The organism is Azospirillum formosense (genome assembly GCF_013340925.1).
Classification (GTDB): domain Bacteria; phylum Pseudomonadota; class Alphaproteobacteria; order Azospirillales; family Azospirillaceae; genus Azospirillum; species Azospirillum formosense.
The window spans coordinates 1-22,880 of record NZ_WHOR01000070.1 but is presented as its reverse complement, the minus strand read 5'-3'; the positions used below and the strand labels follow the sequence as shown (position 1 = coordinate 22,880).

The window sequence follows — 22,880 nt, the reverse complement described above, 5'->3', positions numbered from 1 at the left end:
GGCTGGGCCTGCGTCGTGGCCGCGGCACCGTCAGGATGATGGGCGTTGTGGTCCTGGTCTGAGGTGGTCTGGGCCTGGGCGACCGACATCATGGCGGTCAGCGCGAGTGCCGGGAGCATCTTGCGGGTGAGAGACGACATGGCGTCCTCCATCTGAACATCTGGTTCGAGCCATCCCGGACGGACTCCACGCGGGAGCGCCGGGGACGCAAAAGCCAAGCGCACGAGGGCCGGGACCGGCGGCCTTCCCCGAGCCGAGGCTCAGGTCGGGCGCGGGCGGACTCGTGGCGTCAGATGGTCAGAGCGGGGGGCGGAAAGCCGGGGCGATGCCGATGCCGTCCGGCGTGGCCAGGGCAGGCAGGTGCTGGGTCGCGTTCAGGCGCGGAATGAACGCCTCGACCATCGCAGCGGGGAGGCCTCCGTGCATGGTGACGCACTGAGCGACGCTGCAGCAGGCCCCTTCGTCGAGCAGGCCACGGTCCCCACACGGAGCCTCCTCGTGCTCGTGGTCGCCGATCGCGGCGATGGCGTCGCCATGGTCGTCGACCAGAGCATGCTCGTGAGGAGTCCGGGACGCGTGGTGAGGCCCCAGGTTGGCGTGGCTCGGCGCGGCATAGACGAGCAGCGTGGCCAGCATCAGCAGGCTCACCACCACCCTCCTCACCGACGACCGCGTCGCACGCCACATGGCGTTTGCCTCATCTTGCGGGAACCGTGCGGCACCCCAGTGCCCACCGCACCCTTATGGAAACCTACGACCGTTCCCTGGCCCCTGCAACAACAGATGGCTTCGGCAACGATCCCCACCAGGCGTCGGAGAAGGAGTGCATCGGAATGTCCCCCGCACCTTCGACCGGGCCGGAGATGCATCACAGGAAGAACCCTGCGCCTTCCAGCCGCTGGAAGGTCAAGGACAAAGTCGAACACGTCTCCTGTCCGGTCACCGGCGCCGCCCTGCCGCAGGTGCAAGGCTCCACCGCCCGGTGACGTTTCACCCATGGCGTCTCCATAACCGGACCGTGACACGGGCGCCGGCACGGGCGCCGGGTTGATGCCGATCAATTCCCGGACCGATGATAAGGGGCTACGCTTGGCATGGCCTGGGAGGTCCCAGGTCGTTGGTGACGATGGCAGACATGACGCGGTTGGGCCACATCTTCGCCGTTCTGGCGTTCGCCTTCGCGCTCCTGGTGGGCGCGGCGGGCGGAGCCATGGCGCATGTGGAGGCGCATGGCAGCCCGATCGACCACAGTTCCCACCACGCGCCATCGCCTTCGACCCCGTCGCATGGCGACTCCCACAAGGCCGCCCTCGTGGTCGTGGCTCCGTGTTGCCCGGCGGCCGAAGCCCCGGCGGACCATGTCGTCGCCGTCGCGGTGACGACGGTGGAGACGTCCTGGCACCCGCGGCCCGACTACGCCCCGAACGCACGGGACATCGCGCCGGACACGCCCCCTCCGAAGACCGTCCTCTGACCGGTCGAGCGCCCTGACGCCGTCTGCGTCGGACGCCCGGCCCCGCGCCACCCGACCGGTGGCGTTCGCGAGCGATTCCGACCACGCGACCAGAGGACTCTCACGATGTCTGAGAGGCATTTCACGACCCGTCGCGGCTTCATCGCCGAACTGGGCTTCGGCGCCGTCTCCCTGTACGGCGCCTGGGCGGCCTACGGAGCCGCCCCGCTTCCCTTCGGCGGCAAGACGGCCGCTGCCCCCGAACCCGACGCTCACCGCGGTGGTCATGGCGGCCATGGTGCCGTCGAAGCACCCGCCGAGGCCGATGGCCACGGTGGTCACGGGGCTTCGGCGGGCATGGCGCCCGAGGAGTTCCGCTTCGAGCACGACTACTTCATCCAGCGGTACACGCAGGAGGACGGCAGCGTAAACCCGCACGTCAGCGAGGACACGCACAGCCACGCCGCCGAGGGGCACGATCACGGCCATGACGCCGGAGGCGAGCCGGTGGACGTCTACCTGATGGCCCGGAAGTTCGCCTACAGCCCGGACGTGCTGCGGCTGAAGGCCGGGCAGGCGTACCGGTTCCGCATGATGGCGGATGACATCACGCACGGCGCGTCGATCCAGCTGGGAGCCGCCAGCCGGATCATCCGCCTGCGCCCGAACACGGTCACCGAGCAGGTCATCACCTTCACCAGGCCGGGCGAGTACCTCGTGTACTGCACCGTCTACTGCGGCCAGGCGCACGACGCCATGCAGGGCCGCATCGTCGTCGCGTGACCCGGGGAGGACCCACCATGGATACCATCTCAACGAACGTCGCCCCGGTCGGCTCCAAGCCCACCCTGGTGGCGCGCATCAAAGCCCTGCCGACGCCCGACAAGGCGCTCCTCAAGCTGCTGTTCGGCGCCGCCCTGCTGGCGCTGGTGCTGGGCTTGCTCGGAGGCTTTGTGACCGCACTGGCCCGTGCCGGTGCGCTGACCTTCTTCCCGGACGACGCCTACCGCCTGCTCACCCTGCACGGCGTGTCGGTGTTCTTCTACTGGCTGTACCTGATCCAAGCGGCCCTCCTGCTCGTGCTCGCCGCTACCGAGAACGGACGCGGGCTGGCGTTGCGCCCGTTCGCCTGGGTGGGTGCTGCGCTGATGCTGGCGGGCTTCGGTGTCAGCGAATGGATCTCCTACACCGGCACGCCGCTGCTCTACGACGGCAGCCCGGAGCTCGCCGCGGACGATCCGCGCTCGGCCGGGTTCTTCGCGCTGGGCTACCTGCTGCTCTCCGGCGGCCTGGTCGCCTCGGCGGTCAGCGGCATCGCGACGGTGCTCCAGCCCCGGCTGTGTGGCGAGGCGGACGCGTTCACCTCCATCGGCTTCGCGCTGTTCGCCTGGGCGGGATTCCTGGTGGTCGGCGCCATCGCGGCGGCGAACGCCTTCCTGCCGGGCGCGCTGTGGTCGCTGGGCGCCGGGCCGTTCCCGGCCGACCACGGCACCGAGTGGCACATCCTGTTCCACAACCTGCACTACCTGCCGCTGATGGCGACCGTGCTGGTGTGGTACGTGCTGACCGAGCACCTGACCGGCGTGACGTCCATCCACGGCGCCAGGATGTCGAAGATCGTCTTCGCGGCGTATCTGGTGTTCGTGCCGCCGACCAGCCTCTACCACATGTTTCTGGAGCCGAACCTGTCCGAAGGCGTGCGGGTCGTCGGCTCGCTGCTGTCGCTGTTCGTCTCGGTCCCGACGCTGGCGGCCTTCGCCATCATCGTCTCCTCGCTGGAGGCCAGCGCCCGGGCGCGTGGCGCAACCGGCTTCTTCGGCTGGATGCGCGGGCTGCCGTGGGACAACCCGGCCATGACGAACATGGGCTGGGCGGTGGTGAACATGATGGTCGGCATCACCTTCGCCTTCGTCCTGATCCAGGGCGAACTGGCGCCGATGCTGTCGGACACCTTCTTCGTGCCCGGCTACTTCCACTTCTTCGCGGTCGGCGTGCTGACCCAGACCTTCCTGGCCGCCATGATGGTGATGCTCCCGGCACTCGGCGGCGGCACGCTGTGGCGCCCGGCGGTGCTGAAGCGCATGCCCCTGCTGGTGACGATCGGTCTGCTCATCTTCGGCGCCGCGGGCATCACGGCCGGGTTCATGGGCGTGCCGCGCCGGGTGTTCGACGTGAGCTACGGCGGCATGGCCCCCGCGGCGTGGCCGGTGCTGATGGCCCTGGTCGGCGTCGGCGCCGCGGTCTTCGCCGTGGCCATCTCGGTCACCGTGTACGGCGTCGTGCGCACGCTGCTGTCGCGGCGCGCGACGGCAGAACAGGCTCCCGTGGTCGATTGGCAGGCCGGGGCGCGCGGCGTCGGCGCCGCGCCCGCGTGGACCGGGCCGGTGTCGGTCGCCGCGCTGGTCGCCGCCATGTACGTCTTCACCATCGTCGCGTTCCAGCTGATCCAATCCCTGCCGATCATCGCCATCGGCGGCGGGCATGGGCACTGAATGTGGGAGAAAAGCCATGAAGAACGACGAACTCTGGCTGACCCTGGCCATCGTCACGGTGTGGGCGGGGTTGGCCGCCGTCTACGCCTTCGTCCCCAGCCTCGGGATGCCCGGCTACGTCCGGGTCTGGGGTGGCGGCGCCATCGTGTTCCTGGTGCTCGCCGGGATGCTGTTCGCCGTCGGCCGCAAGGCGCGTAGGGGCTGAGCCGCTGCGCACGACGCCGCGGGGGTGAGGGCATTGCCCAGCCCCCGTGGCGCCCGATGTCACTTCTTGATGCCGAGGATGCTCTCGGCCTGGGCGAGCGTCGCCTCCGACTCGGCATGCTTCCCCTGCTTGTGGAGCGCCTCGCCGTCGGCGCGGAGCTTCTTGACCTCGGCCAGTTTTGCGGCGTCCAGCTTTGGATTGGCCGCGAGCGCCTGGTCGATGGCGGCCATGTGCCTGGGACAGCTGTTGGCGAGCGCCGGGCCGGTGAGGGCGACGGCGACGATGGTAGCCAAGACGATGTTCCTCAACATGCTTCTCCTCCCGTTTTGCGGCACGCGAGAGCGCGGGCCTTTTGATGGACGTCGTAACAGCGCCGGGTATTACAGCACCTGCGACCGCGGTTAACGACTGGGCAACGGTATAAAGGCATCCAGGATGTCATTCCGCCGTTGTCCACTCCCAGGATGGTGCCTTGAAGCTGGTTCGCGACGCGAGGGCATTGAAGCTGAAGGCAATCGCTTCGAACTGCCATGACGGGGTTCAACTCCTTCGGTGAGGACGGCCGCGTCAGCACGGTCCTTCTCCACCTTCAGCATGCGTCCGAGATGCTTTTGAAGGCGGCCGATTCCACATGAGCGCCACGGACTTGGCGGCGAAGAGCGGGCTGACGCGGCCGAAGGCCGCCGCGGTCCGGCATCCCGGCGAGGCCCGGAAGGTCTTCGAGACGCTCTTTCGGAGGTTGCAGGCCGAAGGATGACGGGAAGGCGCACGGCAGCGCATGGAGACTGCTTGTAAATTAGTATTGTCTAATAAAATGGAGTGGGCGTATGTAGCTGTCGACGAATAGCGATGCGGCCAAACGCCGCACGACGTGCAACGAAACGACAAAAGAGACTCACAGGAAGGGAAGAGACGCCCCATGAAGACCATCAACACGCTGGCCTGTGCGCTCGCGGCCCTGGCCGTCGGCACGACCACCCTCGCCGTGTCGCACGCGGCGGACCCGCAAAGGATCGACCTGACCCAATGGACGCCGCCGGACATTGCGACGGTGAAGGACGACGACCTTGGCAAGCTCGTCAAGTACGGCCACGCGCTGACGATCGAAACCCACAAGCATCTCGGCCCGGAGGCGGCCGACCCGGCCAAGCGGTACGCCGGGAACAACCTGGCCTGCCAAAGCTGCCACCTGAACGCCGGAACGCAGCCCTACTCGATGCCGTGGACCGGTGTGCATGCGGTCTTCCCGCAGTACCGCGCCCGCGAGGACGCGATCAGCACCATCGAGGAGCGCGTCAACGGCTGCATGGAGCGCAGCATGAACGGCAAGGCGCTGCCGCTGGAGAGCACCGAGATGAAGGCGTTCGTCGCCTACATGAAGTGGCTGTCCACCGGCATCCCGGTCGGCGCGAAGATCGAGGGGTCGGGCACTCGGCCGATCAAGGAACCGGCCCGCGCCGCCAACCCGGAACGCGGCAAGCAGGTCTACGCCGAGGTCTGCGCCGCCTGCCACGGCGAGGACGGCCAGGGCGTGCGCAAGGGCCAGGTCGGCGACGGCGAGGGCTATCAGTTCCCACCGCTGTGGGGGGCGGACAGCTACAACGACGGCGCGGGGATGTACCGCCAACTGACCGCGTCGGCCTTCGTCCACAACAACATGCCGCTGGGCACGACCCACGAGGCGCCGGTCGTGTCGGACGAGGACGCCTACGACGTCATCGCCTTCGTGAACAGCCAGCCGCGTCCCCACAAGGCCAACCTCGACAAGGACTTCCCGAACCGCCTGCGCAAGCCGGTCGACATGCCGTTCCCGCCGTTCGCGGACGGCCTCCCGGCCGAGCAGCACAAGTACGGCCCCTACGATCCGATCCGGGCCAAGCTGAAGGAGTTGCAGCGGGCGACGCAGTAAACGGTCAGGCGTCCCCTTGGCGGAGGAGCCTGCGGGCTTCTCCGCCACTCCTGTCAGCCGCCAGAGTGAACCTCGCGTTCGACGCGCGTCAGCAGGTCGGTGAAGAAGGTCACGTCCTCCGGCGTCAGGCCCAGCTTGGCGTGGCGGGGCAGGAACTCGGCCACGGGGCGGCCGCTCTCCCGCCCGTGCAGCACGCCGTCGCGGGCCACCAGCGATTCCCGAGCCAGATCAGCGGCGGACTCGTGGCAACGGCCGCACCGTTCCTTGAAGCGCGGTCCCGTGCTGGCTTGGGCGAGCAGCATCTCGTACATCGGCCGCACGAGGTTCTGCGGCAGGTGATGGTGTTGCAGGAAGACGATCAGGTCGTCCGTGTGATGGCGGCCCTGGAGCTTGCCGTCCTTCACGGTGAGGAACCGCTGGGCGAAGGCCCCGGCGTGGGGGTGGCAGTCCCCGCAGGTCTGCTCCCAGAACTGGTGCAGGTCGGTCGCCTTGCCCGGCGATGTCGCAAGGAGCAACGGAACCAGGAACGGCAGCGCAAAGACGGTTCTCATGCCGCGTCTCTTCGAGAAGCAAGGAATCAACCGACCGCGGGCAGCATGGCACGTTTCCTCATCGGATAGTACCCCCTCCCTACGTAAATCACGGCGGCCCGCGCCAGCTGCAGCCGTCTTTCACCGCACGACGGCGGTGGCCACCGGGTGGCCCCTGGACGCCGCGCCGCTCTCCCTGCGCAGCGCGATCACCGCGCTGCACGCTTGTCCACCACTCCGGGAATGTCCTGAACAGGCCGCGGGAACCTGCCCTTGAGGGCGTCCACCCCTTCCTGGGGGCGGGCCGCGGGCACGAGATCCTGTCGGGCACGACGGCGTTCCGCGGTCGACATGTTCATCTGGCGATCGCGGGCCTCGACCAGCCCAGGCTGAGCCTCGCCGTCACGGTTGAACGACCAGGCCAGCATGGGAGGCCCATAGGGCATCCGGTCACCCGGTTGCGTGCCCTTCTCGGACTGCCATGTGTGCCAAGTCTTGCCATAGCTGTTCATCTTGCTCTTATTAGGAAGGTCTGATGCGTTCCCGGAGGTTGTGGTCCGACATGTCGACCGGACAGACCACCGCGTGGCGGCGCTGCCTCCACTCACACGCGACGGCCGCCGCGGTGACGGCGGCCCCGACCACGGCCAAATGAAGGCGGTACGGCTCGACGTGGGCGAGCAGCAGGTCCGCCCCGAAGACCAGCAGCAGGAGCTTGTTGCAGGTCGGGCAGGCGATCCCGAGGAACCAGAGAACGCTGCCCAGTCCGGCGCCACGGGGCGGACACATCGGCCGCCGGATGGCGACGTAGATTCCGACCAGCACCGCCTGGACGGCGAGCAGCCAGACTTCGAACCCCTGGGTCGGCGTCATGCGGACGAACACGGGGTTCGGCCACACGGCGGTGACAGTTCCCAGCACCAGGAAGATCAAGATCGCCGCGGCGGCCCCTCGCAGGCCACGAGGCGGGCTCATCGATTTGTCGGCGAGACTCATGACGGACGCTCCACGCTGGTTCAGCCCTGCTTGTCGTCGCGCTTCCTGGCGCGGACGTCGGCGACGATCTCCTTCATCGCCTTCAGGTCTAGGCCGCCGGGAATGAGGTAGCTGCCGATGACGAAGCCCGGAGTGCCCTGGAGTTTCAGCATGGCCGCCTGCGCGGATGCCTGCTTGAAGGCTTGGTCCACCTGAGCGTCGCGCTCCTTCAGGTCCCGCTCGGCCCGCGCCAGGTCGAGACCGGCCTCGCTGGCCGCCTTGCCGATCTTCTCCTCGTCGAGGCGACCGGGAATGTTCATGAGGGCGTGATGGACCTGTTCGTAGCGGTCCTGCCAGCGCGCGGCGAGCGCGATCCTGGCGGCGTGGATCGACGGTGCGCCGAACACCGGCCAGTGCTTGTGGATCACCCGGACGTTCTTGTCCTCGGCGACCAGCTGCTCGAGGAAGGGGTGGACCTTGCGGCACACCGGGCACTGGTAGTCGAAAAACTCGATCACCGTCACGTCGCCCTGCGGGTTGCCCACGACCATCGCGCTGGGACCGCGGGTCAGGGCGTCCGGGCCGAGCTCCGCCACCAGGGGCGGGGCCGCCGTGGCCGCGGCGGAGGTCGGGGCGACGAAGGACTGGACGGCGACGGCCCCGGCGCCGAACGCGGCGGCGGAGACGGTGACGGTGAGAAGGGTCGTGACGAGGCGGGAGGTCATGATGGGGCTCTTGGCTCCGTGATGCGAATGGGCGGGCCGCCGCTCGGGACGCCCGGCGGCGGCGGTCGGGATGCTGGGGAGCGTCGCGCTCGGACGTTCCGGCTGGCCAAGCGCGGCGTGGGGCGTGGTGTCTGAGAGACTTGTGGGGGACGCCGCGGTTATCCGGCTGTCCGGGCCTTCCGGACGGCGTCCAGTACGGCGCCTTCGGACAGCACCTCGGGCAGGACGATGCCGTGCGGCGCGCCCGGCCCGTAGACCGCGTTGAACGGGATGCCGTAGCGGTCGTGCTGGCCGAGGTAGGCGGCGATGGCCGGGTCGGGGCTGGTCCAGTCCGCCCGCATGGCGACGACGCCGTCACGCGACAGCGTACCGGCCACCGGCTCGCGATCGATCACCAGCTTCTTGTTGACGATGCAGGTGACGCACCAGTCCGCCGTCACGTCGACGAAGACGGTCTGGCCCTGCGCGACCAGCCGGGCGATCTCCGCCTGCTCGAACCGCTGCCACCGTGCCGCCTCCGCCGCCGGAGTCGCGCGGTCGAGGGCGGCGGGGATGGCGACCGCCGTGGCGAGCGCGACCAGGGCCACCGGCCCGGCCACGAGACTAACGGCGCCGAAGCCCCGGGTGGCCAGGGCAAGGGCGCCGACGGCCAGCAGGGTGGCCGCGACGACGCTGGCGGCCGCGCCGATCGACGTCTGCGCGGCGAGGACCGTCACCAGCCAGATTGCTGTGGCCGCAAGGGCAGCCGCGAGCAGGTGCCGGAGCGTGCCCATCCAGCGCCCCGGCCGGGGCAGCAGCGCGACCGCGCCCGGAAACAGGGCCACGAGCAGGTACGGGGCGGCCAGGCCGACGCCGAGCGCGCCGAATACGGCGAGGATCTCCAGCGGGCCGCGGGCCAGCGCGAAGCCGACCGCGGTGCCGAGGAACGGCGCCGAGCAGGGCGTCGCCAGCAGGGTGGCGAAGGCGCCCATGGCGAAGTGCCCGGCGGGGCCGTCGCCCCCGACGGTGCCGAGGGTGGTGGACAGAGAGGACGGCAGCCGGATCTCGAAGACGCCCGCCATGCTCGCCGCGAAGGCGACGAGGACGCCCACCATGACGGCGAGAAAGACGGGCTGCTGGAACTGCATGCCCCAGCCGACGATGCCGCCCGCCCCCTTGAGGGCCGCCAAGGTGCCCGCCAGGACGAGCATGGCGGCGATGGCGCCGGAGGCGGTCGCCAGGAAGCCCAACCGCACGCGGCGGCGCTCCTGACCTTGCTGGCCGATCATCGACATCAGCTTGAGGGAGAGCACCGGCAGGACGCAGGGCATCAGGTTGAGAACAAGGCCGCCCAGCAGGGCCACCGCCAGGAACGGCAGGAGGTCGTTGAGCCGGTCGCCCGTCAAGGGCGCCTCCGACGACACGGTGACCCCGGCCTCGACGGCCCGGCCGCCGTCGACGACCGTGACGGTGAGGGGCCTGTCGGCCATGCCGACGACATCGGGCCCGGCGACGACGGGCAGCGTGAGCAGGGCGGTGCGTCCGCCGTCCTCGCGCGCGACCTCCGGCGTGGCGAACGCCCAGTCGCCCCCCTCGACGAAGGCGTCGGGAGCCGCCAGCGGCGCCGTGGCGGACGCCACGCGGAGGACGAGCGCCCCGCGAACGGGGTCGGTCCAGGCGCCCTCGACGGTGACGCCGGACGAGTTCCCATCGCCGGGAACCTGGGCGTCGAACCGTGCGATCAGGTTGCCCGCGGCCGCGTCGGGTGTGGCGGGACCAGCGGGCAGGTCGAGGCCGACCTGGTGCGCGGCCGGGACGCAGACCTCGCTGCACACCAGTAGGTCGACCTTGCCGCGCAGCGAGACGGGCTCGCCCGGGCGCTCGACGGTCACCTCGAGGGGGAGGACGACCTCGCCGGTGTAGCCCAGGGTCTCGATGCCGAAGGTCGAGAAGCGCTGCGGCGCGGGCCAGCGGACCGCGACGGACGCAACGTTGGTGGAGCCCGACCAGTCCATTCGGGGCGGCATGCCCGCGTCTCCGGGCGAGCGCCAGTAGGTTTTCCAGCCGTCGTCCAGGACGATGCGGAGCCCCGCCGGGATGGTCTGTGACTGACCGGCGGCATCGACGGCGGCGAGGACCTGCACCGTCGAGGTCTCGGCCGGTGATTGGGGACCGGCCATTGCGGAGACGGAGACGGGGGCCAGCACGGTGAACAGGAGGGCCGCCGGGAGGGCGCGCAACAAACGGCTGGTCGCAGCCTTGGAGGCACCGCCGAACACGGCGGCGAGCGGCGCCAGCGAAGGGCGCCGGGTGACAGTGATCGACATCGCGTTGTCCGTCCGCTGAGGGAACAGGGCCGTGCGCTCCGGAGTGGAGCGGCAAGCCTGCTGGGGATCGGCCACGGACGGTCGGAGGCGGACAATGCCCGGCGCAGCGACGGCCCTGTGGCGGTTCAGGCGGACAGGCGCGGAGGCGGCAGGTCGGGGAGCGTGGTGATGCCGCGCGACGGATCGTCGATGGCACGCGCGTGGCTGTCAGCACCAGCTGCCGGAGGGGGTGGAACAGTGGACGCGGCATTGGGAAGGGCGCCGCACACCGTGAGGCATGGAACGGCGGTCGGGCACCGTGCCGTCCCGGTCGTCGATGCGTCGCGTCCGTTGCAGGGCCGGTCGGTGCCGTCAGCGGCGGTCAGGACCGTCGGAACGACCGCCTCCCGTTTCTCGGCGGAAACGGCGTCAGAGAAAGCTGGCTGGAACGATCGGACGGTGTCCACGGGGGCGAGCGCCCTGGTCCAGCCGGGACCGGCGAACGCGACCAGCGTGGCCAGCACGAGCAGTGCCGTCACCAGTGCCCGGATCATGTTCGCCCTGTGTGGCACGCGCATCCTCTCGTCATCCCGCATCGAAGCTACGGTCGGCGGAGGCTTGGCGCAACCCGCATTCCGCTCACAGACCCGTGAGGGGGGGCTCGGAACTCCGATCGCCGTAGCCTGTTCCCCTGCCAGCCGATGCGCATTAGACATTACTATAGTCTAATGGAATGTCGCCATCGAATAGACGGGCGTTTGCATAAGCCCATGAATCCTTGGCCGACATCATACGGAGGAGCGCAATGACCCATCACCTTTCAAAGTCCAGGAGACGCTGCTGACGTCTTGAGCCGCCTTGAAGCGTAAAGGGCCTGCGGGCGGAAAACCTCCAGGGACACGACGGCATGAGCCTGTATCAGCATCACATACTGCCGCGGCTCACCGACTGGGTCATGGGGCAGGCAGTGCTCAGCGATTTCCGCTCCCGCGTCGTCGGCGGTGCGCGGGGGCGCGTTCTCGAAATCGGGATCGGGTCCGGGCGCAACCTCCCGTTCTACGGGGGAGCGGCCACGGAGGTCGTCGGCGTGGACTCCTCACCGGAGTTGCTGGCCCTCGCTCGGCGAGCGGCGGCCGTGACACCCCACCCTGTGAAACTGATGGAGCAAACGGCGGAGCAACTGCCGTTTTCCGACAGCAGCTTCGACACGGCGGTGGTGACATGGTCGCTGTGCAGCATACCCGATCCGGTCGCGGCGCTGCGGGAGGCCCGCCGGGTGCTCAGGCCGGGTGGACAGTTGCGTTTCGTCGAGCACGGCCTCGCGCCTGACCCCGGCGTCCGCCGCTGGCAGCACCGCCTGACACCGGTGTGGTCGAGGTGTGCGGGAGGCTGTCATCTGGATCGAAAGATGGACGACCTCATTCATGCGGCCGGGTTCCACATCACGGACCTGAAGGCGGGTTACGTCCCCGGCATCAGGCTCCTGGGCTTCATGTACGAGGGCTGCGCACGCGATCGAAGCGGATGAGGCATGCGTGCCGGACATCAAAAAGGCGTCCACAGGACCATTGACCTTCCAACGACTGGAAGGTGGAGGCTGCCTCCAGAGACGAACCGGAGCGGTCCGGAAGGACCCCGTCGAGGAGGATACCGATGCTGCAATTCACCGTTCCCGGCATGACGTGCGGCGGATGCGCCAACGCCGTCCGCAAGGCCCTGACCGCCGTCCCCGGCATCACGGCCATCCAGGCTGACCCGCCCAACCGCCGCCTCGCCGTCGACGGCGACGTCGGCGCCGACCTGATCATCCGCACGCTGGCCGACGCGGGCTACGACGCCTCGCCGATCGCCTGAGGAGACGCACCATGGTGACGAAGAAGAACGCCCTCCTGGGTAGCGCCCTGGCTCTGGTCCTGACTCTCTCCGCAGCATCGGCGGCCATGGCCGACGGCGGTGGCGGCGGAGCTTGGCACGAGACCGCCGTCTACGAACTCGCTCTGGTCTCGGGCGACGTCGCCGACACCGCAGCCGTGAAGGGCGACCTCGACTACGTGACCGGCATGCGCGAGCACCACGCGGGCGCGCTGACGATGTCCGAGGAGTACCTGGCCAAGGGCCGGAACCCGGTGCTGCGGCGCATGGCGGGGGCCATCATCGCCAACCAGGAGTACGAGATCGCCGTGCTCGACGAGGTGAAGCGCCAGGTCGAGCAGCCGCCGACGGTGCTGGCCGACTTCGGTTCGACCAAGCTCGTCCGGCGGCCGGTGGCCACCGAGGGGCTGGAGCACCGCCTGTCCTACATCAAGGCGCCGCCGCCGACGGCGCTCGACCTCTGGACGGCATTCGGCGCGGTCGACGAGTACGACGTCCGCTGGGCCAAGGCGATGATCGCACACCACCAGGGCGCGCTCGACATGGCGCGGGACTACAACGCCGACCCGAACGGCGAGAACAGCTTCCTGCGCAGCATGAACTACGACATCGTCCAGGACCAGACCTACGAGATCGGGCTCCTGGAGAGCGTCGTCGACCGCTACCCCGGCGATGCCAGCGCCATCAAGCTGGACCCATCCATGGTCCACGGCATGTCCATGCACGGCGGGCACGGCACGATGGACCACGGCGCCATGGGTCATGACCAGATGGATCACGGACCCACGGGCCACCGACAAATGGGCCATAAGGGAATGGGCCACTGATCCGGTATGGGATGTCCGGCGACGATCATGCTGCAGCGCTTCTTGCCACCGCTCTCCTGCCCACGGGTCGCCGCTCTTGCATCGGGGAAGGAGGGAGGAGAGCGTGCCCCATGTTGCCGTGGACACCTCGTCCAGCCTGACGCGCGCTATTTTCTTCGCATGACCTGCACAGGCCAGGCTTGACGGGGGATGCCCGCCAACCGAGATTCCACGGTGAGTACCCGTCGTGATCCAGGAGCAGCCATGGCCTCCCAGCGCCGACATTTCCTGCGTGCCCTTGCCGCGGTCGCGGTCGGCGGTGGTGCGGCGACCCTGTCCGGTCCCGCCGCGGCATTCCGCGTGATTCCGAACGACGATCTGAAGGGTGTGCTGGACGAGGGCTGCGGCGCCACCGCCTATCATCGCCGGATGATCGACGAAGCGGTTCAGGCGGCCGGCGTCTCGCTGACGGAGGAGCAGCGCAACACGCTCCTGTCCCAGATTTCCTGCCCGACCTGCCGCTGTCCGCTCAACCAAATCGACAATCCCGCGGCCGGCCTGCGCTTTTAATGGGCCTGCGGGGCTTTTCACGACGCCGGGCGCGCCCGGCAACCAGGTCCTTCAGCCCGCGCGGGATGCGCGTGCGGTCGCCCCAGCGCACGACGAGCCCGGCGGCACGGCATTCCGCCGCCAGTTCCCGGCCATTCTCGTAGCGGTGCTGGTCGAGCAGCGGCCAGCCGTCCAGCCCGCGGTAATCGAACGGGCGCCCGTCAAGGAAGTCCCGGAACCCGTCGAAGAAGCGGGGGTGCAGGACCACCGGCCTGGCCTCCCGCCAGGAGCGCGCGCCGTAGAAGCGGTTGTTGGTCACCCCGCTCATTGAAGCGATCCCGGACTGGCGCCCGGCGAGGTGTCCAGAACGGCCCGGCCCAACCGGTCGAGCAGAGCCGCCGTCGCGTTTGGGCCATGCAGTGCGGCGAGCCGGTCCACCGATTCCACCATCATCGCCCAGGCGACCAACCGGTCCGGCACGCCCTCGCGCCGTCCTTCGGCCCACAGCGAGCGCACGAGGTCCAGCGCCGACTCGAAGCCCGCCGGACCCTCCGGAGCATCCACATCCTCGAACATCATCCCCCCGTTGCCGCGCTTTGCCAAACAGCTCCAGGTCTATGTAACGTTATATCATAACATTGCAAAGGCGAAAGGATGCCCGCCGGCCAGACCTTGCGGCCCCGTCATGGGGGGCCGCAAGGTTTGGCGGAAGGAGGGATCAGCGCGGGGCGGTGGCGCGGTTCCAGTTGGTGGCGTCCGCCGGATTGCCGGGCATGGGGGCAAGGGCCGGAGCCATCGCGGCGGGCGTGGCGAACAGGGCGTCGAACTCGTCCGCGGTCATGCCGGTGAGGACGAGCGCCTGCCGCTCTTCCGAATAGCGCAGCTGTCCGGATTCCAACGTCACGTGGCGCTTCACCGGATGGACCGGCGCGCCGCTCGCCACCACGAGCTGGACCGGCTCGCGCGCCGGGGTGAGGACGACATCCTCCACCGCACCCAGGATGCGGTTCTCGGGAATGGACTGCACCGTCAGCCCGACCAGTTCCAGGGGCGACATCTGCGCCATCGGCCGTTGCGTGGCGCCGGTCTCCGCGCAGGCGCCGAGCGCCGCCAGGGCGCAGACGGCGAGCAGCCGGGTGGCGGGGCGGGGGGTGAGGCGTCGATGGTTCATGCGGGGCTCCTCCGTCGCGTGGGCAAGGCTATAACGCGGCAGCGGAGCGGAGGGGCATCGGACCGGAACGGAAAAGGGCGCGGCCAGCCTTGGCCACGCCCCTTGCGTCATCACGCCCCCATGCCCGCGGTACTTCCTTCAGGTGAGTTTACCGGTCAGGTGAAGACATAGTCGCGACCGGACACCAGCCCGACGGTATCCACGGTCAGCGACGAGCCGTCCCGGAACCCGAAGGCCATGCTGGTGGCGGTGGTGGAGACGGTCAGGTCGGCGGCGGAGAAGCCGCGGAACTCAAGGCGGTCGATCCCGGCTTCGAAATAGCTGATGTCGTCGGTGCCGAAGCCGCCCGGCGCCACGTCGAAGCGGAAGATGTCCGTCGCGCCGTCGCGGTAGCTGACCATATGGTCGTTGCCGGCGCCGGGCAGGAAGATGTCGGAGCCGTCGTCGCGCAGCGTGTCGATCAGCCAGTCGTCGCCGGTTCCGCCGACCAGCGTGTCGTCGCCGCGCCCGCCCTTCACCGTGTCGTTGCCCGATCCGCCGTCCAGCCAGTCGTTGCCGGCCCCGCCGAACAACTGGTCGTTGCCCTGGCGCCCGTGCATGTGGTCGTTGCCGGGATCGCCGGCGTAGGGATCGCCCAGCCAGTCATTCCCTAGTCCACCATCCAGCGTGTCGTTGCCGAGACCTCCGGAGAGTGAATCATTTCCTCCATTGCCATAGACCGTGTCAGCGGAATCGGTGCCGAGATAGCGTTCGGCGGCGTTGGTGCCCGAAAACCTGGCCATGGTTGCCTCTCCTCAATGATTAATAAATGGTTAACATCAAGGCGGAGGCAGAGAAAGGTAAAAAAACACTTAACGCACCAATGCCAAACTTTGCCACGGCTCCTTGAGTGTTGTTGCTCATGTGTTTCGGTGTTGTTTCCAGATTCGAATCTTCGATTTCCGAAGGGTCGGTCATTGGATAAGGAAAAGGCCGGCGCTTTGCGGCGCCGGCCTTTCCTGGAACTGCCTTTTGCGAACAAACGCCGTGTCCGACGCCTTACGCCTGGGTCGGCGACGGCATACCGGGAATCGGCTGGTCCGCCGGCGGCGGCATTTCCGGAGGAGTGTCTGGATTCTCGGGAACCGGGTAGGGGTCCGGCGTGGTCGGACGGTCCGGCTGCGGGGGGTTCGGGTTGCTCGGCGGCACCTCGGTCGGGTGTCCTGGGGTGGGGCGCTCCGGATTCATGGGATCGCTCATGCGGGCGTCTCTCTCGTGGTTGAAAAACGGGGTGGGGCGCGTCACTCGGCGGCGCGTTCGACGGCCCGGCCGCCGGCCTGGACATCCTGCCCGGCCCCTTCGATCGTGTTGCAGCCGACAAGCAGCGCGGCGAAGGTCAGGACGAAGCTGGCGAGGGCAATCTGGCGGACGGGGAACGGCATGGAGCGGCTCATGATCCCGAACTCCTCAGTGGATGCTGTTGCCTCGTCAACGCGCCGCCGCGGGCGTTGGTTCCGGCCCATTCGGCGGATTTGCAACAGGGCGGAAGGACAATAAACCGCCACTTGACGTGGTACGCCGCACGGTCAAGATGGCCGGTTCCGCCACCGGCGGTGACAACCGTACACAAGCGACCGACCCCCCGATCATGCCTGACCACGCGATTCCCGCCCCTTTCCTGGCCGACCGTCTGCGCACCCATGCGGGCGAATTGCTGCGGCTGGCCGCCCCGGTCATCGTCTCGCGCGCCGGGCTGGTCGTCATGATGGCGGTGGATACGGCCATCGTCGGCCGCTACAGCGCGCAGGAATTGGCCTATTACGGTCTGGCCCATCTGCCGGCCAATCTGCTGGTCACCACCGGAGTGGGCCTCATGATGGGTGTGGTGGCGGTGACCGCGCATGCCCTGGGGGCGGGACAGGACGCCGAGTGCGGGCGCATCTGGCGCCGGGCGATTCCCTACGCGCTGCTGCTCGGCATCCTCTTCGCCCTGGCTTCGCTTGCCGGAGAGCCCTTCTTCCGCCTGACCGGCCAATCCCCGGATCTGGCGGCGGGCGGCGGGCAGGTGATGGCGGTGCTCGGCTACGGCATGCCGGGCATGATGCTGTACGTCGCCACCGGCTTCTTCCTGGAGGGGTTGAAGAGGCCCATACCGGGCATGGTGGCGATGATCCTCGGCAATCTCCTGAACGCTTTGCTCGCCTGGATGCTGGTCTGGGGGCATGGCGGCTTTCCGGCCCTGGGGGCGGTCGGCTCGGCCTGGGCGACCACGGCGGTGCGCTGGGGAATGGGGCTTGGACTTGTCCTCTACGCCTGGCACATGAGCGACCACGCCCGCTGGGCGGTGCGCGACCCGGTCCGCGACTGGTGGAGCGGCAGCCGCAAGCAGCGCCATCTCGGCTACGCCGCCGGAGTCAGCCTGGGCGTGGAGAGCGGCGCCTTCGCCACGCTGGGCCTGTTCGCCGGGATGATCTCGCCGCTGGCGCTCGGCGCCTACACGGTCGGTCTGAACCTGACGGCGCTGCCCTTCATGGCGGCGGTCGGGCTCGCCTCGGCCACGGCGGTGCGGGTGGGGGTGGCCTATGGCCGGCGCGACCCGCTGGACATGGCGCTGGCCGGCTGGACCGGGCTGGGCGTCACCAGCCTGATCCTGGCCGGAGTCGGGGTGCTCTACCGCTGGATGCCGGAGCCGCTGGCGGCGATCTACAGCGCCGACCCCCAACTGATCGCCGCGGTGGCGCCGCTGATCGCCTTCACCGCCTGGGTCCTGGTGGCGGACGGCGGGCAGGTGGTCATGGCGAACGCCCTGCGCGGGCGCGGCGACGCCTGGGTTCCCACGGCGCTGCACTTCATCTCCTACGCGGTGGTGATGATTCCGGTGTCGGCCTTGCTCGCCTTCGGGTTGGAACGCGGCGCGCGTGGTCTTTTTGAGGGAATTTTGATCGCCAGTGTGGTATCCGTGACCATCCTTTCGCTGCGCTTCGCGCTGTTGAGCCGCCCCCGTCCTGCAAAGGCCGGAGGCCATTGACCGGCAAAAGGCTGGAAATCGTGGGATCGCCGGAGCGTTGTGTGCACATGCGAAAGCTGATAGGAATTCTTATATTACATGCAGCGGCCCGAAGGGCCGTGCGGACGTGCCCCGTTGAACCTTAAGTGTTGACCTTGAGCGTTGAACAGCAAGCGTTGAACACCGAGCATCGCCGCAGCCCGTAGAATGAGTTTGTCTCCTTGAGCACGACGCCCCTTCCTCCCGCCTCCGACATCGCGCCGGTCACCATCGAAGACGAGATGCGCCGGTCCTATCTCGATTACGCGATGAGCGTGATCGTGAGCCGCGCTCTGCCCGACGTCCGCGACGGGCTGAAGCCGGTGCACCGCCGCATCCTCTACGCGATGAAGGAGGGCGGGTACGATTCGACCAAGCCCTACAAGAAGTCGGCGCGCATCGTCGGCGACGTGATGGGTAAATACCACCCGCACGGCGACAGCGCGATCTACGACGCCATGGTCCGCATGGCGCAGGACTTCTCGATGCGCCTGCCGCTGATCGACGGGCAGGGCAACTTCGGCTCGATGGACGGCGACCCGGCGGCGGCCATGCGCTACACCGAGGCGCGGCTGGCCAAGGCGGCGGAGGCGCTGCTTGACGACATCGACAAGGACACCGTCGATTTCCAGGCCAACTACGACGATTCGGGCAAGGAGCCCACGGTCGTCCCGGCGCGCTTCCCGAATCTGTTGGTCAACGGCGCCGGCGGCATCGCCGTCGGCATGGCGACCAACATCCCCACCCACAATCTGAGTGAGGTGGTGGACGCCTGCTGCGCCTACATCGACAACAACGATGTCACCGACGAAGAGTTGATGGAGTTCGTGCCGGGCCCGGACTTCCCGACGGGCGGCATGATCCTCGGCCGGTCGGGCGTCCGCTCGGCCCTGATGACCGGGCGCGGCTCCGTCATCATCCGCGCCAAGACCGAGATCGAGGAGATCCGCAAGGACCGCTTCGCCATCGTGGCGACGGAAATCCCGTACCAGGTCAACAAGTCCAAGCTGATGGAGCGCATCGGCGAGGTCGTCAACGACAAGACGATCGAGGGCATCGCCGACCTGCGCGACGAATCGGACCGCGACGGTGTCCGCGTGGTGATCGAGCTGAAGCGCGACGCCGTGCCTGACGTGGTGCTGGCCCAGCTGTTCCGCCACACCCAGCTCCAGACCTCCTTCGGCGTCAACATGCTGGCGCTGAACGGCGGCCGGCCGGAGCTGATGAACCTGCGGCAGATCATCGTCGCCTTCGTCCGGTTCCGCGAGCAGGTCATCACCCGGCGCACCGAGTTCCTGCTGGGCAAGGCGCGCGAGCGCGCCCACACCTTGGTCGGTCTGGCCGTCGCCGTCGCCAACCTCGACGCCATGATCGCGCTGATCCGCAGCGCCCCGGACCCCGTCTGGGCGCGCGAGCAGATGATGGAGCGCGAATGGCCGGCCATGGACGTCGCCCCGCTGATCGCGCTGATCGACGAGCCGGGCCGCGGCGTGTCGGAGGCCGGCACCTATCGGCTGTCGGAGGAGCAGGCCCGCGCCATCCTCGACCTGCGCCTGCACCGCCTGACCGGGCTGGAGCGCGACCGGATCGGCGCCGAACTGAAGGACGTGACCGACCAGATCGCCGACTACCTGGAGACTCTGGCGAACCGCGCGAAGCTGCTGGGCATCCTCCGCGACGAGCTGGTGGAAATGAAGGAGCGCTTCGGCACTCCGCGCCGCACCGAGATCCAGGAGCTGGAGTTCGAGGCCGACATCGAGGACCTGATCCAGCGTGAGGACATGGTCGTCACGGTCAGCCAGTCCGGCTACGTGAAACGCGTGCCGCTGTCCACCTACCGCGCGCAGAAGCGCGGCGGCAAGGGGCGGTCGGGCATGTCGATGAAGGCGGAGGACGCGGTCAGCGACCTGTTCGTCGCCAACACCCACACGCCGCTCCTGCTCTTCTCGTCGCGCGGCATGGTCTACAAGCTGAAGGTCTACCGCCTGCCGCTGGGCAATCCCCAGGCGCGCGGCAAGGCCTTCGTGAACCTGCTGCCGCTGATCGACGGCGAGACGATCACCACCGTCCTGCCGCTGCCCGAGGACGAAGCCGTGTGGGCGGACCTGCACGTCGTCTTCGCGACCTCGAAGGGCAACGTGCGGCGCAACCGCCTGTCGGACTTCGCCAACATCCGCTCCAACGGCCTGATCGCCATGAAGCTGGAGGAGGAGGGCGAGCGTCTGATCGCCGTCCGCACCTGCTCCGAGGCGGACGACGTCCTGCTGGCGACCGGCGGCGGCAAGTGCATCCGCTTCGAGGTGGCCGACGTGCGCGTCTTCGCCGGCCGCACCTCGACCGGCGTGCGCGGCATCCGTCTGGCCGACGGCGACGAGGTCATCTCGATGACCACGCTCCACCATGTCGACTCCTCGCCCGAGGAGCGCGCCGCCTTCCTGAAGATGAAGCGCGACGAAGGCGTCGACATGGAAGGCGAGGCGGCGCCGGAGGCCGACGAGGTGCCGACCGAGGCCGTGACGATCAGCCCGGAGCGCTACGAGGAGCTGAAGGGCCTGGAGCAGTATGTGCTGACCGTGACCGAGCGCGGCTACGGCAAGCGGACCTCCTCCTACGAGTACCGGGTGACCGGCCGCGGCGGCCAGGGCATCTGGAACATGGAGATGGGCGAGCGCAACGGCTCCATCGTCGCGGCCTTCCCGGTGGAGGACTCGCACCAGGTGATGATGGTGACCAACGGCGGCCAGGTCATCCGCATGCCGATCCACGACGTGCGCATCGCGGGCCGCAAGACGCTGGGCGTCACGCTGTTCCGCGTCGGTGCGGACGAGCGTGTGGTGTCCGTCGCGTCCATCGCCGAGGATGAGGACACCAACGGCAACGGGACCAACGGCAACGGTGCCGATCCGAACGGCGGCGAACCGAACGGCATCGATCCGAACGGCGGCGGGACGGCCTCCGTGGACGATGCGGCCGGGAACGAGGCCGCTCCTGGCGATACGCCCGGTGACACCATCGAATAAGAAGAGGCGGAAGGTACTCCCATGAAGCGCCGCATCGGTGTCTATCCCGGCACCTTCGACCCGATCACCAACGGGCACATGGACATCATCCAGCGGGCGTCGCGCCTCGTCGATCACCTGATCGTCGGCGTCGCCCGCAACGCCGGCAAGGGTCCGCTCTTCTCGACGGACGAGCGGGTGGCGATGGTCCGGGAGGACGTGACCGCCCTCAACAACGCCGGAGCCAGCATCGAGGTGCGGGCCTTCGACACGCTGCTGATGCATTTCGCGGTGGAGGTGAACGCCACCGTGATCATCCGCGGCCTGCGGGCGGTCTCGGACTTCGAGTACGAGTTCCAGATGGCGGGCATGAACGCCCGCCTGAACCCGAAGATCGAGACCATGTTCCTGATGGCCTCGGAGAAGAGCCAGTTCATCTCCTCCCGCTTCGTCAAGGAGATCGGGCGTTTGGGCGGCGACATCCGCGGCTTCGTCAGCGGCCGCGTGGCCGAGCATCTGGCTGAGCGCTTCGCCCTGGAGGCCGGCAACGGCGACGCCAGCAAGCAGGTGCAGACGCTCAAACAGTGAGGGCGTTGGGATCGCGGCGGAGGGCGAAATTTTTGTGCGCTCCGCCCAACCCCGCTGTTGACCGGGGCGTCCCCGCCCCCTATGTTGCGCCCCGCATCGGCAACAGGCCGTATGCTTCTGTGATCCGGTAGCTCAGTCGGTAGAGCACGTGACTTTTAATCATGTGGCCGTGGGTTCGAATCCCACCCGGATCACCATTTTCCTCAGCAGATTAGCGGTCTGAAGGGTTGCCGGTTCGGACCCTCCAACAAACCGACCCGTGGCGGTTTGCCGGGGATGGGGTACTGCTCCCGGTTGGCCCCCTGTTTAAAAAGATCGGATAGGCGATCCCTCGTGTCACCCCGGTAGCAAGCCGGAACCTTCCGCCATTCGCGGGTGTTGCTTGGCGGCAGCGTCAAGAGGGGGAGATGCCGGCATGAACCGAGCCACCGATCCGTATGCCGACACCATGAGCGGCGTCGCGGCGGGCACAGCAGCAAACACCACATCCACGCCCACACCCGACAGTCCGGCATCGCCGCGCGGGCAACGGGGGACGGACGAGATCGAGCAGGACATCCACGCCATCCGCGGCCGCATGGACGCGGTTCTCGACGAGATCGAGTTCCGGCTGTCGCCCGGCCAGATGTCGGGTGGCGTCATCGAGGTGGTGCGCGACGTGGTGGAGGGCAACCCGTCACGCATGGCCCGCGCCATCCGCTCCAACCCCTGGCCTCTGGCCGTGATGGCGGCCGGCGCCCTGTGGTTCGCCTGGACCGTGTCGCGCACGCCGGAGGTTGCGCCCGTCGCATCCGGAACGCCGTCGGGACGGGTCATCGACGGAACGATCCAGGATGTGCTGAGCGTTCTGGTGGCCGCGTGCCGCCAGGGCGCCACCGGATTCCGACAAGCCGAGATGGTTTTGGGCGATCCCGACCTGACGGCACGGCTGGCCCAGGTCGCCACCCAGTTCGACCGCAGCGCTGCCGCCCTGGAGGCGGAACTGGTGCGCCGCGGCGGCGGTCGCGACTTGCAGGCTCCCGTCCACGCGGTCTGGCGTGACCTGGACACCGAATTGGGCGGCCCACGGACACGCGGCGGGCTGCTCCGCGGTTTGGAAAGCGGCGTGGAGGGCACGCTTGGGCTGTTCCGCAACAGCCTGCACGATGACCTCCCAGAGGAGTTGACGGTGATCGTCGGAGCCCATTTCCACGAGATCGAGACGGTGCGCCATCGCGTCGGCGCTCTGCGCGAAGCGGTCGCGTGAGGGAGGGGGCATGCTGGGGTGTAGCCGTCGCCACCCGCACGAGTAACCGC

General features: G+C 68.5%; 28 protein-coding genes and 1 tRNA gene. 15 read left to right on the top strand and 14 right to left on the bottom strand.

Translation table 11 applies throughout. From position 1 onward, the window contains the following. Nucleotides 1-297 precede the first annotated feature (297 nt). Entirely contained in the window at nucleotides 298-648 is a 351-nt protein-coding gene (locus tag GBZ26_RS11790; protein WP_174439011.1) for a hypothetical protein, read from the bottom strand. Between the two features lie 95 nt (nucleotides 649-743). On the opposite strand from GBZ26_RS11790, the gene GBZ26_RS11785 reads away from it, so the two are divergent. The 5 genes from GBZ26_RS11785 (at nucleotide 744) to GBZ26_RS11765 (ending at nucleotide 4,150) form a co-directional block, all read left to right on the top strand. After that, nucleotides 744-986: a hypothetical protein gene (locus tag GBZ26_RS11785; RefSeq protein WP_174439010.1), complete on the top strand. Its 243-nt coding sequence runs from the start codon at nucleotides 744-746 to the stop codon at nucleotides 984-986. Nucleotides 987-1,135: 149 nt separating this feature from the next. Beyond that, on the top strand, nucleotides 1,136-1,474 hold the full coding sequence (locus tag GBZ26_RS11780; RefSeq protein WP_174439009.1) for a hypothetical protein: 339 nt from the start codon (nucleotides 1,136-1,138) through the stop codon (nucleotides 1,472-1,474). Nucleotides 1,475-1,579: 105 nt separating this feature from the next. After that, nucleotides 1,580-2,236, top strand: coding sequence for a cupredoxin domain-containing protein (locus tag GBZ26_RS11775; protein WP_174439008.1), 657 nt, complete (start codon nucleotides 1,580-1,582; stop codon nucleotides 2,234-2,236). Nucleotides 2,237-2,253: 17 nt separating this feature from the next. Next, on the top strand, nucleotides 2,254-3,945 hold the full coding sequence (locus GBZ26_RS11770; RefSeq protein ID WP_174439007.1) for a cbb3-type cytochrome c oxidase subunit I: 1,692 nt from the start codon (nucleotides 2,254-2,256) through the stop codon (nucleotides 3,943-3,945). 16 nt (nucleotides 3,946-3,961) lie between these two features. Next, the gene (locus GBZ26_RS11765) at nucleotides 3,962-4,150 is read left to right on the top strand and encodes a hypothetical protein (RefSeq protein WP_109070249.1); all 189 of its coding nucleotides are present in this window, start codon (nucleotides 3,962-3,964) and stop codon (nucleotides 4,148-4,150) included. 59 nt (nucleotides 4,151-4,209) lie between these two features. On the opposite strand, the gene GBZ26_RS11760 is transcribed toward GBZ26_RS11765, so the two are convergent. After that, entirely contained in the window at nucleotides 4,210-4,443 is a 234-nt protein-coding gene (locus tag GBZ26_RS11760; RefSeq protein ID WP_211104710.1) for a hypothetical protein, read from the bottom strand. Between the two features lie 626 nt (nucleotides 4,444-5,069). On the opposite strand from GBZ26_RS11760, the gene GBZ26_RS11755 reads away from it, so the two are divergent. Continuing rightward, the gene (locus GBZ26_RS11755) at nucleotides 5,070-6,059 is read left to right on the top strand and encodes a c-type cytochrome (protein ID WP_174439005.1); all 990 of its coding nucleotides are present in this window, start codon (nucleotides 5,070-5,072) and stop codon (nucleotides 6,057-6,059) included. Between the two features lie 53 nt (nucleotides 6,060-6,112). On the opposite strand, the gene GBZ26_RS11750 is transcribed toward GBZ26_RS11755, so the two are convergent. From GBZ26_RS11750 to GBZ26_RS11725, 6 genes are all read right to left on the bottom strand, one after another. Further along, nucleotides 6,113-6,610, bottom strand: a complete 498-nt coding sequence (locus GBZ26_RS11750; protein ID WP_174439004.1) for a hypothetical protein — start codon at nucleotides 6,608-6,610, stop codon at nucleotides 6,113-6,115. 188 nt (nucleotides 6,611-6,798) lie between these two features. Further along, entirely contained in the window at nucleotides 6,799-7,101 is a 303-nt protein-coding gene (locus GBZ26_RS11745) for a DUF1264 domain-containing protein (protein WP_174439003.1), read from the bottom strand. A 10-nt stretch (nucleotides 7,102-7,111) separates the two neighbouring features. Further along, on the bottom strand, nucleotides 7,112-7,585 hold the full coding sequence (locus GBZ26_RS11740; RefSeq protein ID WP_174439002.1) for a hypothetical protein: 474 nt from the start codon (nucleotides 7,583-7,585) through the stop codon (nucleotides 7,112-7,114). 20 nt (nucleotides 7,586-7,605) lie between these two features. Beyond that, nucleotides 7,606-8,289 (bottom strand): DsbA family protein, encoded by a 684-nt coding sequence (locus tag GBZ26_RS11735; RefSeq protein WP_174439001.1) that lies wholly within the window; start codon nucleotides 8,287-8,289, stop codon nucleotides 7,606-7,608. Between the two features lie 158 nt (nucleotides 8,290-8,447). Beyond that, nucleotides 8,448-10,595 (bottom strand): protein-disulfide reductase DsbD family protein, encoded by a 2,148-nt coding sequence (locus GBZ26_RS11730; RefSeq protein ID WP_174439000.1) that lies wholly within the window; start codon nucleotides 10,593-10,595, stop codon nucleotides 8,448-8,450. Between the two features lie 125 nt (nucleotides 10,596-10,720). After that, nucleotides 10,721-11,128, bottom strand: a complete 408-nt coding sequence (locus GBZ26_RS11725; RefSeq protein ID WP_174438999.1) for a hypothetical protein — start codon at nucleotides 11,126-11,128, stop codon at nucleotides 10,721-10,723. 353 nt (nucleotides 11,129-11,481) lie between these two features. Between GBZ26_RS11725 and GBZ26_RS11720 the strand changes: the two genes are divergently transcribed. The 4 genes from GBZ26_RS11720 to GBZ26_RS11705 all read left to right on the top strand — a co-directional run bounded on the left by GBZ26_RS11720 (nucleotide 11,482) and on the right by GBZ26_RS11705 (nucleotide 13,822). Next, nucleotides 11,482-12,102 carry a class I SAM-dependent methyltransferase gene (locus tag GBZ26_RS11720; protein WP_174438998.1) on the top strand — a complete coding sequence of 207 codons (621 nt, stop codon included), beginning with the start codon at nucleotides 11,482-11,484 and terminating at the stop codon, nucleotides 12,100-12,102. A 125-nt stretch (nucleotides 12,103-12,227) separates the two neighbouring features. Beyond that, a complete protein-coding gene (locus tag GBZ26_RS11715) occupies nucleotides 12,228-12,428 on the top strand; it encodes a heavy-metal-associated domain-containing protein (RefSeq protein WP_174438997.1) in 201 nt (66 codons plus the stop codon). Between the two features lie 11 nt (nucleotides 12,429-12,439). Then, the gene (locus GBZ26_RS11710) at nucleotides 12,440-13,273 is read left to right on the top strand and encodes a DUF305 domain-containing protein (RefSeq protein WP_174438996.1); all 834 of its coding nucleotides are present in this window, start codon (nucleotides 12,440-12,442) and stop codon (nucleotides 13,271-13,273) included. 243 nt (nucleotides 13,274-13,516) lie between these two features. After that, complete coding sequence (locus tag GBZ26_RS11705) at nucleotides 13,517-13,822, top strand: hypothetical protein (RefSeq protein WP_174438995.1); 306 nt, start codon at nucleotides 13,517-13,519, stop codon at nucleotides 13,820-13,822. Here GBZ26_RS11705 and GBZ26_RS11700 read toward each other — a convergent pair. From GBZ26_RS11700 to GBZ26_RS11675, 6 genes are all read right to left on the bottom strand, one after another. Then, nucleotides 13,782-14,129 carry a hypothetical protein gene (locus tag GBZ26_RS11700; protein WP_174438994.1) on the bottom strand — a complete coding sequence of 116 codons (348 nt, stop codon included), beginning with the start codon at nucleotides 14,127-14,129 and terminating at the stop codon, nucleotides 13,782-13,784. The two genes, GBZ26_RS11705 and GBZ26_RS11700, sit on opposite strands and share 41 nt — an antisense overlap. Continuing rightward, complete coding sequence (locus tag GBZ26_RS11695; RefSeq protein ID WP_174438993.1) at nucleotides 14,126-14,380, bottom strand: hypothetical protein; 255 nt, start codon at nucleotides 14,378-14,380, stop codon at nucleotides 14,126-14,128. The genes GBZ26_RS11700 and GBZ26_RS11695 overlap by 4 nt, the downstream gene beginning before the upstream one ends. Nucleotides 14,381-14,519: 139 nt before the next feature. Next, complete coding sequence (locus tag GBZ26_RS11690) at nucleotides 14,520-14,972, bottom strand: hypothetical protein (protein WP_174438992.1); 453 nt, start codon at nucleotides 14,970-14,972, stop codon at nucleotides 14,520-14,522. A 155-nt stretch (nucleotides 14,973-15,127) separates the two neighbouring features. Beyond that, complete coding sequence (locus GBZ26_RS11685; protein ID WP_174438991.1) at nucleotides 15,128-15,754, bottom strand: calcium-binding protein; 627 nt, start codon at nucleotides 15,752-15,754, stop codon at nucleotides 15,128-15,130. 256 nt (nucleotides 15,755-16,010) lie between these two features. Then, nucleotides 16,011-16,211 (bottom strand): hypothetical protein, encoded by a 201-nt coding sequence (locus GBZ26_RS11680; RefSeq protein WP_174438990.1) that lies wholly within the window; start codon nucleotides 16,209-16,211, stop codon nucleotides 16,011-16,013. A 41-nt stretch (nucleotides 16,212-16,252) separates the two neighbouring features. Continuing rightward, nucleotides 16,253-16,405 (bottom strand): entericidin A/B family lipoprotein, encoded by a 153-nt coding sequence (locus GBZ26_RS11675; protein WP_014197259.1) that lies wholly within the window; start codon nucleotides 16,403-16,405, stop codon nucleotides 16,253-16,255. A 194-nt stretch (nucleotides 16,406-16,599) separates the two neighbouring features. Here GBZ26_RS11675 and GBZ26_RS11670 point away from each other — a divergent pair, with 194 nt between their 5' ends. From GBZ26_RS11670 to GBZ26_RS11650, 5 genes are all read left to right on the top strand, one after another. Then, complete coding sequence (locus GBZ26_RS11670; RefSeq protein ID WP_174438989.1) at nucleotides 16,600-17,979, top strand: MATE family efflux transporter; 1,380 nt, start codon at nucleotides 16,600-16,602, stop codon at nucleotides 17,977-17,979. Nucleotides 17,980-18,179: 200 nt separating this feature from the next. Continuing rightward, nucleotides 18,180-21,017, top strand: a complete 2,838-nt coding sequence (gene gyrA / locus GBZ26_RS11665) for a DNA gyrase subunit A (protein WP_174438988.1) — start codon at nucleotides 18,180-18,182, stop codon at nucleotides 21,015-21,017. Between the two features lie 21 nt (nucleotides 21,018-21,038). Beyond that, entirely contained in the window at nucleotides 21,039-21,584 is a 546-nt protein-coding gene (gene coaD / locus GBZ26_RS11660) for a pantetheine-phosphate adenylyltransferase (protein ID WP_174438987.1), read from the top strand. 121 nt (nucleotides 21,585-21,705) lie between these two features. Next, nucleotides 21,706-21,781 (top strand) — tRNA-Lys (locus tag GBZ26_RS11655). A 218-nt stretch (nucleotides 21,782-21,999) separates the two neighbouring features. After that, nucleotides 22,000-22,830, top strand: coding sequence for a DUF3618 domain-containing protein (locus GBZ26_RS11650; RefSeq protein WP_174438986.1), 831 nt, complete (start codon nucleotides 22,000-22,002; stop codon nucleotides 22,828-22,830). The last annotated feature ends 50 nt before the right edge of the window (nucleotides 22,831-22,880 follow it).

Excerpts from the sequence above, each read along its gene's own strand:
- GBZ26_RS11735 (WP_174439001.1), bottom strand. The coding sequence starts at position 8,289 with ATGACCTCCCGCCTCGTCACGACCCTTCTCACCGTCACCGTCTCCGCC.
- GBZ26_RS11670 (WP_174438989.1), top strand. The coding sequence starts at position 16,600 with ATGCCTGACCACGCGATTCCCGCCCCTTTCCTGGCCGACCGTCTGCGC.
- GBZ26_RS11700 (WP_174438994.1), bottom strand. The coding sequence starts at position 14,129 with ATGAGCGGGGTGACCAACAACCGCTTCTACGGCGCGCGCTCCTGGCGG.
- GBZ26_RS11765 (WP_109070249.1), top strand. The coding sequence starts at position 3,962 with ATGAAGAACGACGAACTCTGGCTGACCCTGGCCATCGTCACGGTGTGG.
- GBZ26_RS11785 (WP_174439010.1), top strand. The coding sequence starts at position 744 with ATGGAAACCTACGACCGTTCCCTGGCCCCTGCAACAACAGATGGCTTC.
- GBZ26_RS11770 (WP_174439007.1), top strand. The coding sequence starts at position 2,254 with ATGGATACCATCTCAACGAACGTCGCCCCGGTCGGCTCCAAGCCCACC.
- GBZ26_RS11675 (WP_014197259.1), bottom strand. The coding sequence starts at position 16,405 with ATGAGCCGCTCCATGCCGTTCCCCGTCCGCCAGATTGCCCTCGCCAGC.
- GBZ26_RS11775 (WP_174439008.1), top strand. The coding sequence starts at position 1,580 with ATGTCTGAGAGGCATTTCACGACCCGTCGCGGCTTCATCGCCGAACTG.
- GBZ26_RS11685 (WP_174438991.1), bottom strand. The coding sequence starts at position 15,754 with ATGGCCAGGTTTTCGGGCACCAACGCCGCCGAACGCTATCTCGGCACC.
- GBZ26_RS11695 (WP_174438993.1), bottom strand. The coding sequence starts at position 14,380 with ATGATGTTCGAGGATGTGGATGCTCCGGAGGGTCCGGCGGGCTTCGAG.
- GBZ26_RS11780 (WP_174439009.1), top strand. The coding sequence starts at position 1,136 with ATGACGCGGTTGGGCCACATCTTCGCCGTTCTGGCGTTCGCCTTCGCG.
- GBZ26_RS11705 (WP_174438995.1), top strand. The coding sequence starts at position 13,517 with ATGGCCTCCCAGCGCCGACATTTCCTGCGTGCCCTTGCCGCGGTCGCG.
- GBZ26_RS11710 (WP_174438996.1), top strand. The coding sequence starts at position 12,440 with ATGGTGACGAAGAAGAACGCCCTCCTGGGTAGCGCCCTGGCTCTGGTC.
- GBZ26_RS11730 (WP_174439000.1), bottom strand. The coding sequence starts at position 10,595 with ATGTCGATCACTGTCACCCGGCGCCCTTCGCTGGCGCCGCTCGCCGCC.
- GBZ26_RS11745 (WP_174439003.1), bottom strand. The coding sequence starts at position 7,101 with ATGAACAGCTATGGCAAGACTTGGCACACATGGCAGTCCGAGAAGGGC.
- GBZ26_RS11715 (WP_174438997.1), top strand. The coding sequence starts at position 12,228 with ATGCTGCAATTCACCGTTCCCGGCATGACGTGCGGCGGATGCGCCAAC.
- GBZ26_RS11720 (WP_174438998.1), top strand. The coding sequence starts at position 11,482 with ATGAGCCTGTATCAGCATCACATACTGCCGCGGCTCACCGACTGGGTC.
- GBZ26_RS11725 (WP_174438999.1), bottom strand. The coding sequence starts at position 11,128 with ATGATCCGGGCACTGGTGACGGCACTGCTCGTGCTGGCCACGCTGGTC.
- GBZ26_RS11750 (WP_174439004.1), bottom strand. The coding sequence starts at position 6,610 with ATGAGAACCGTCTTTGCGCTGCCGTTCCTGGTTCCGTTGCTCCTTGCG.
- GBZ26_RS11650 (WP_174438986.1), top strand. The coding sequence starts at position 22,000 with ATGAACCGAGCCACCGATCCGTATGCCGACACCATGAGCGGCGTCGCG.
- GBZ26_RS11690 (WP_174438992.1), bottom strand. The coding sequence starts at position 14,972 with ATGAACCATCGACGCCTCACCCCCCGCCCCGCCACCCGGCTGCTCGCC.
- GBZ26_RS11755 (WP_174439005.1), top strand. The coding sequence starts at position 5,070 with ATGAAGACCATCAACACGCTGGCCTGTGCGCTCGCGGCCCTGGCCGTC.
- coaD (WP_174438987.1), top strand. The coding sequence starts at position 21,039 with ATGAAGCGCCGCATCGGTGTCTATCCCGGCACCTTCGACCCGATCACC.
- GBZ26_RS11740 (WP_174439002.1), bottom strand. The coding sequence starts at position 7,585 with ATGAGTCTCGCCGACAAATCGATGAGCCCGCCTCGTGGCCTGCGAGGG.
- GBZ26_RS11680 (WP_174438990.1), bottom strand. The coding sequence starts at position 16,211 with ATGAGCGATCCCATGAATCCGGAGCGCCCCACCCCAGGACACCCGACC.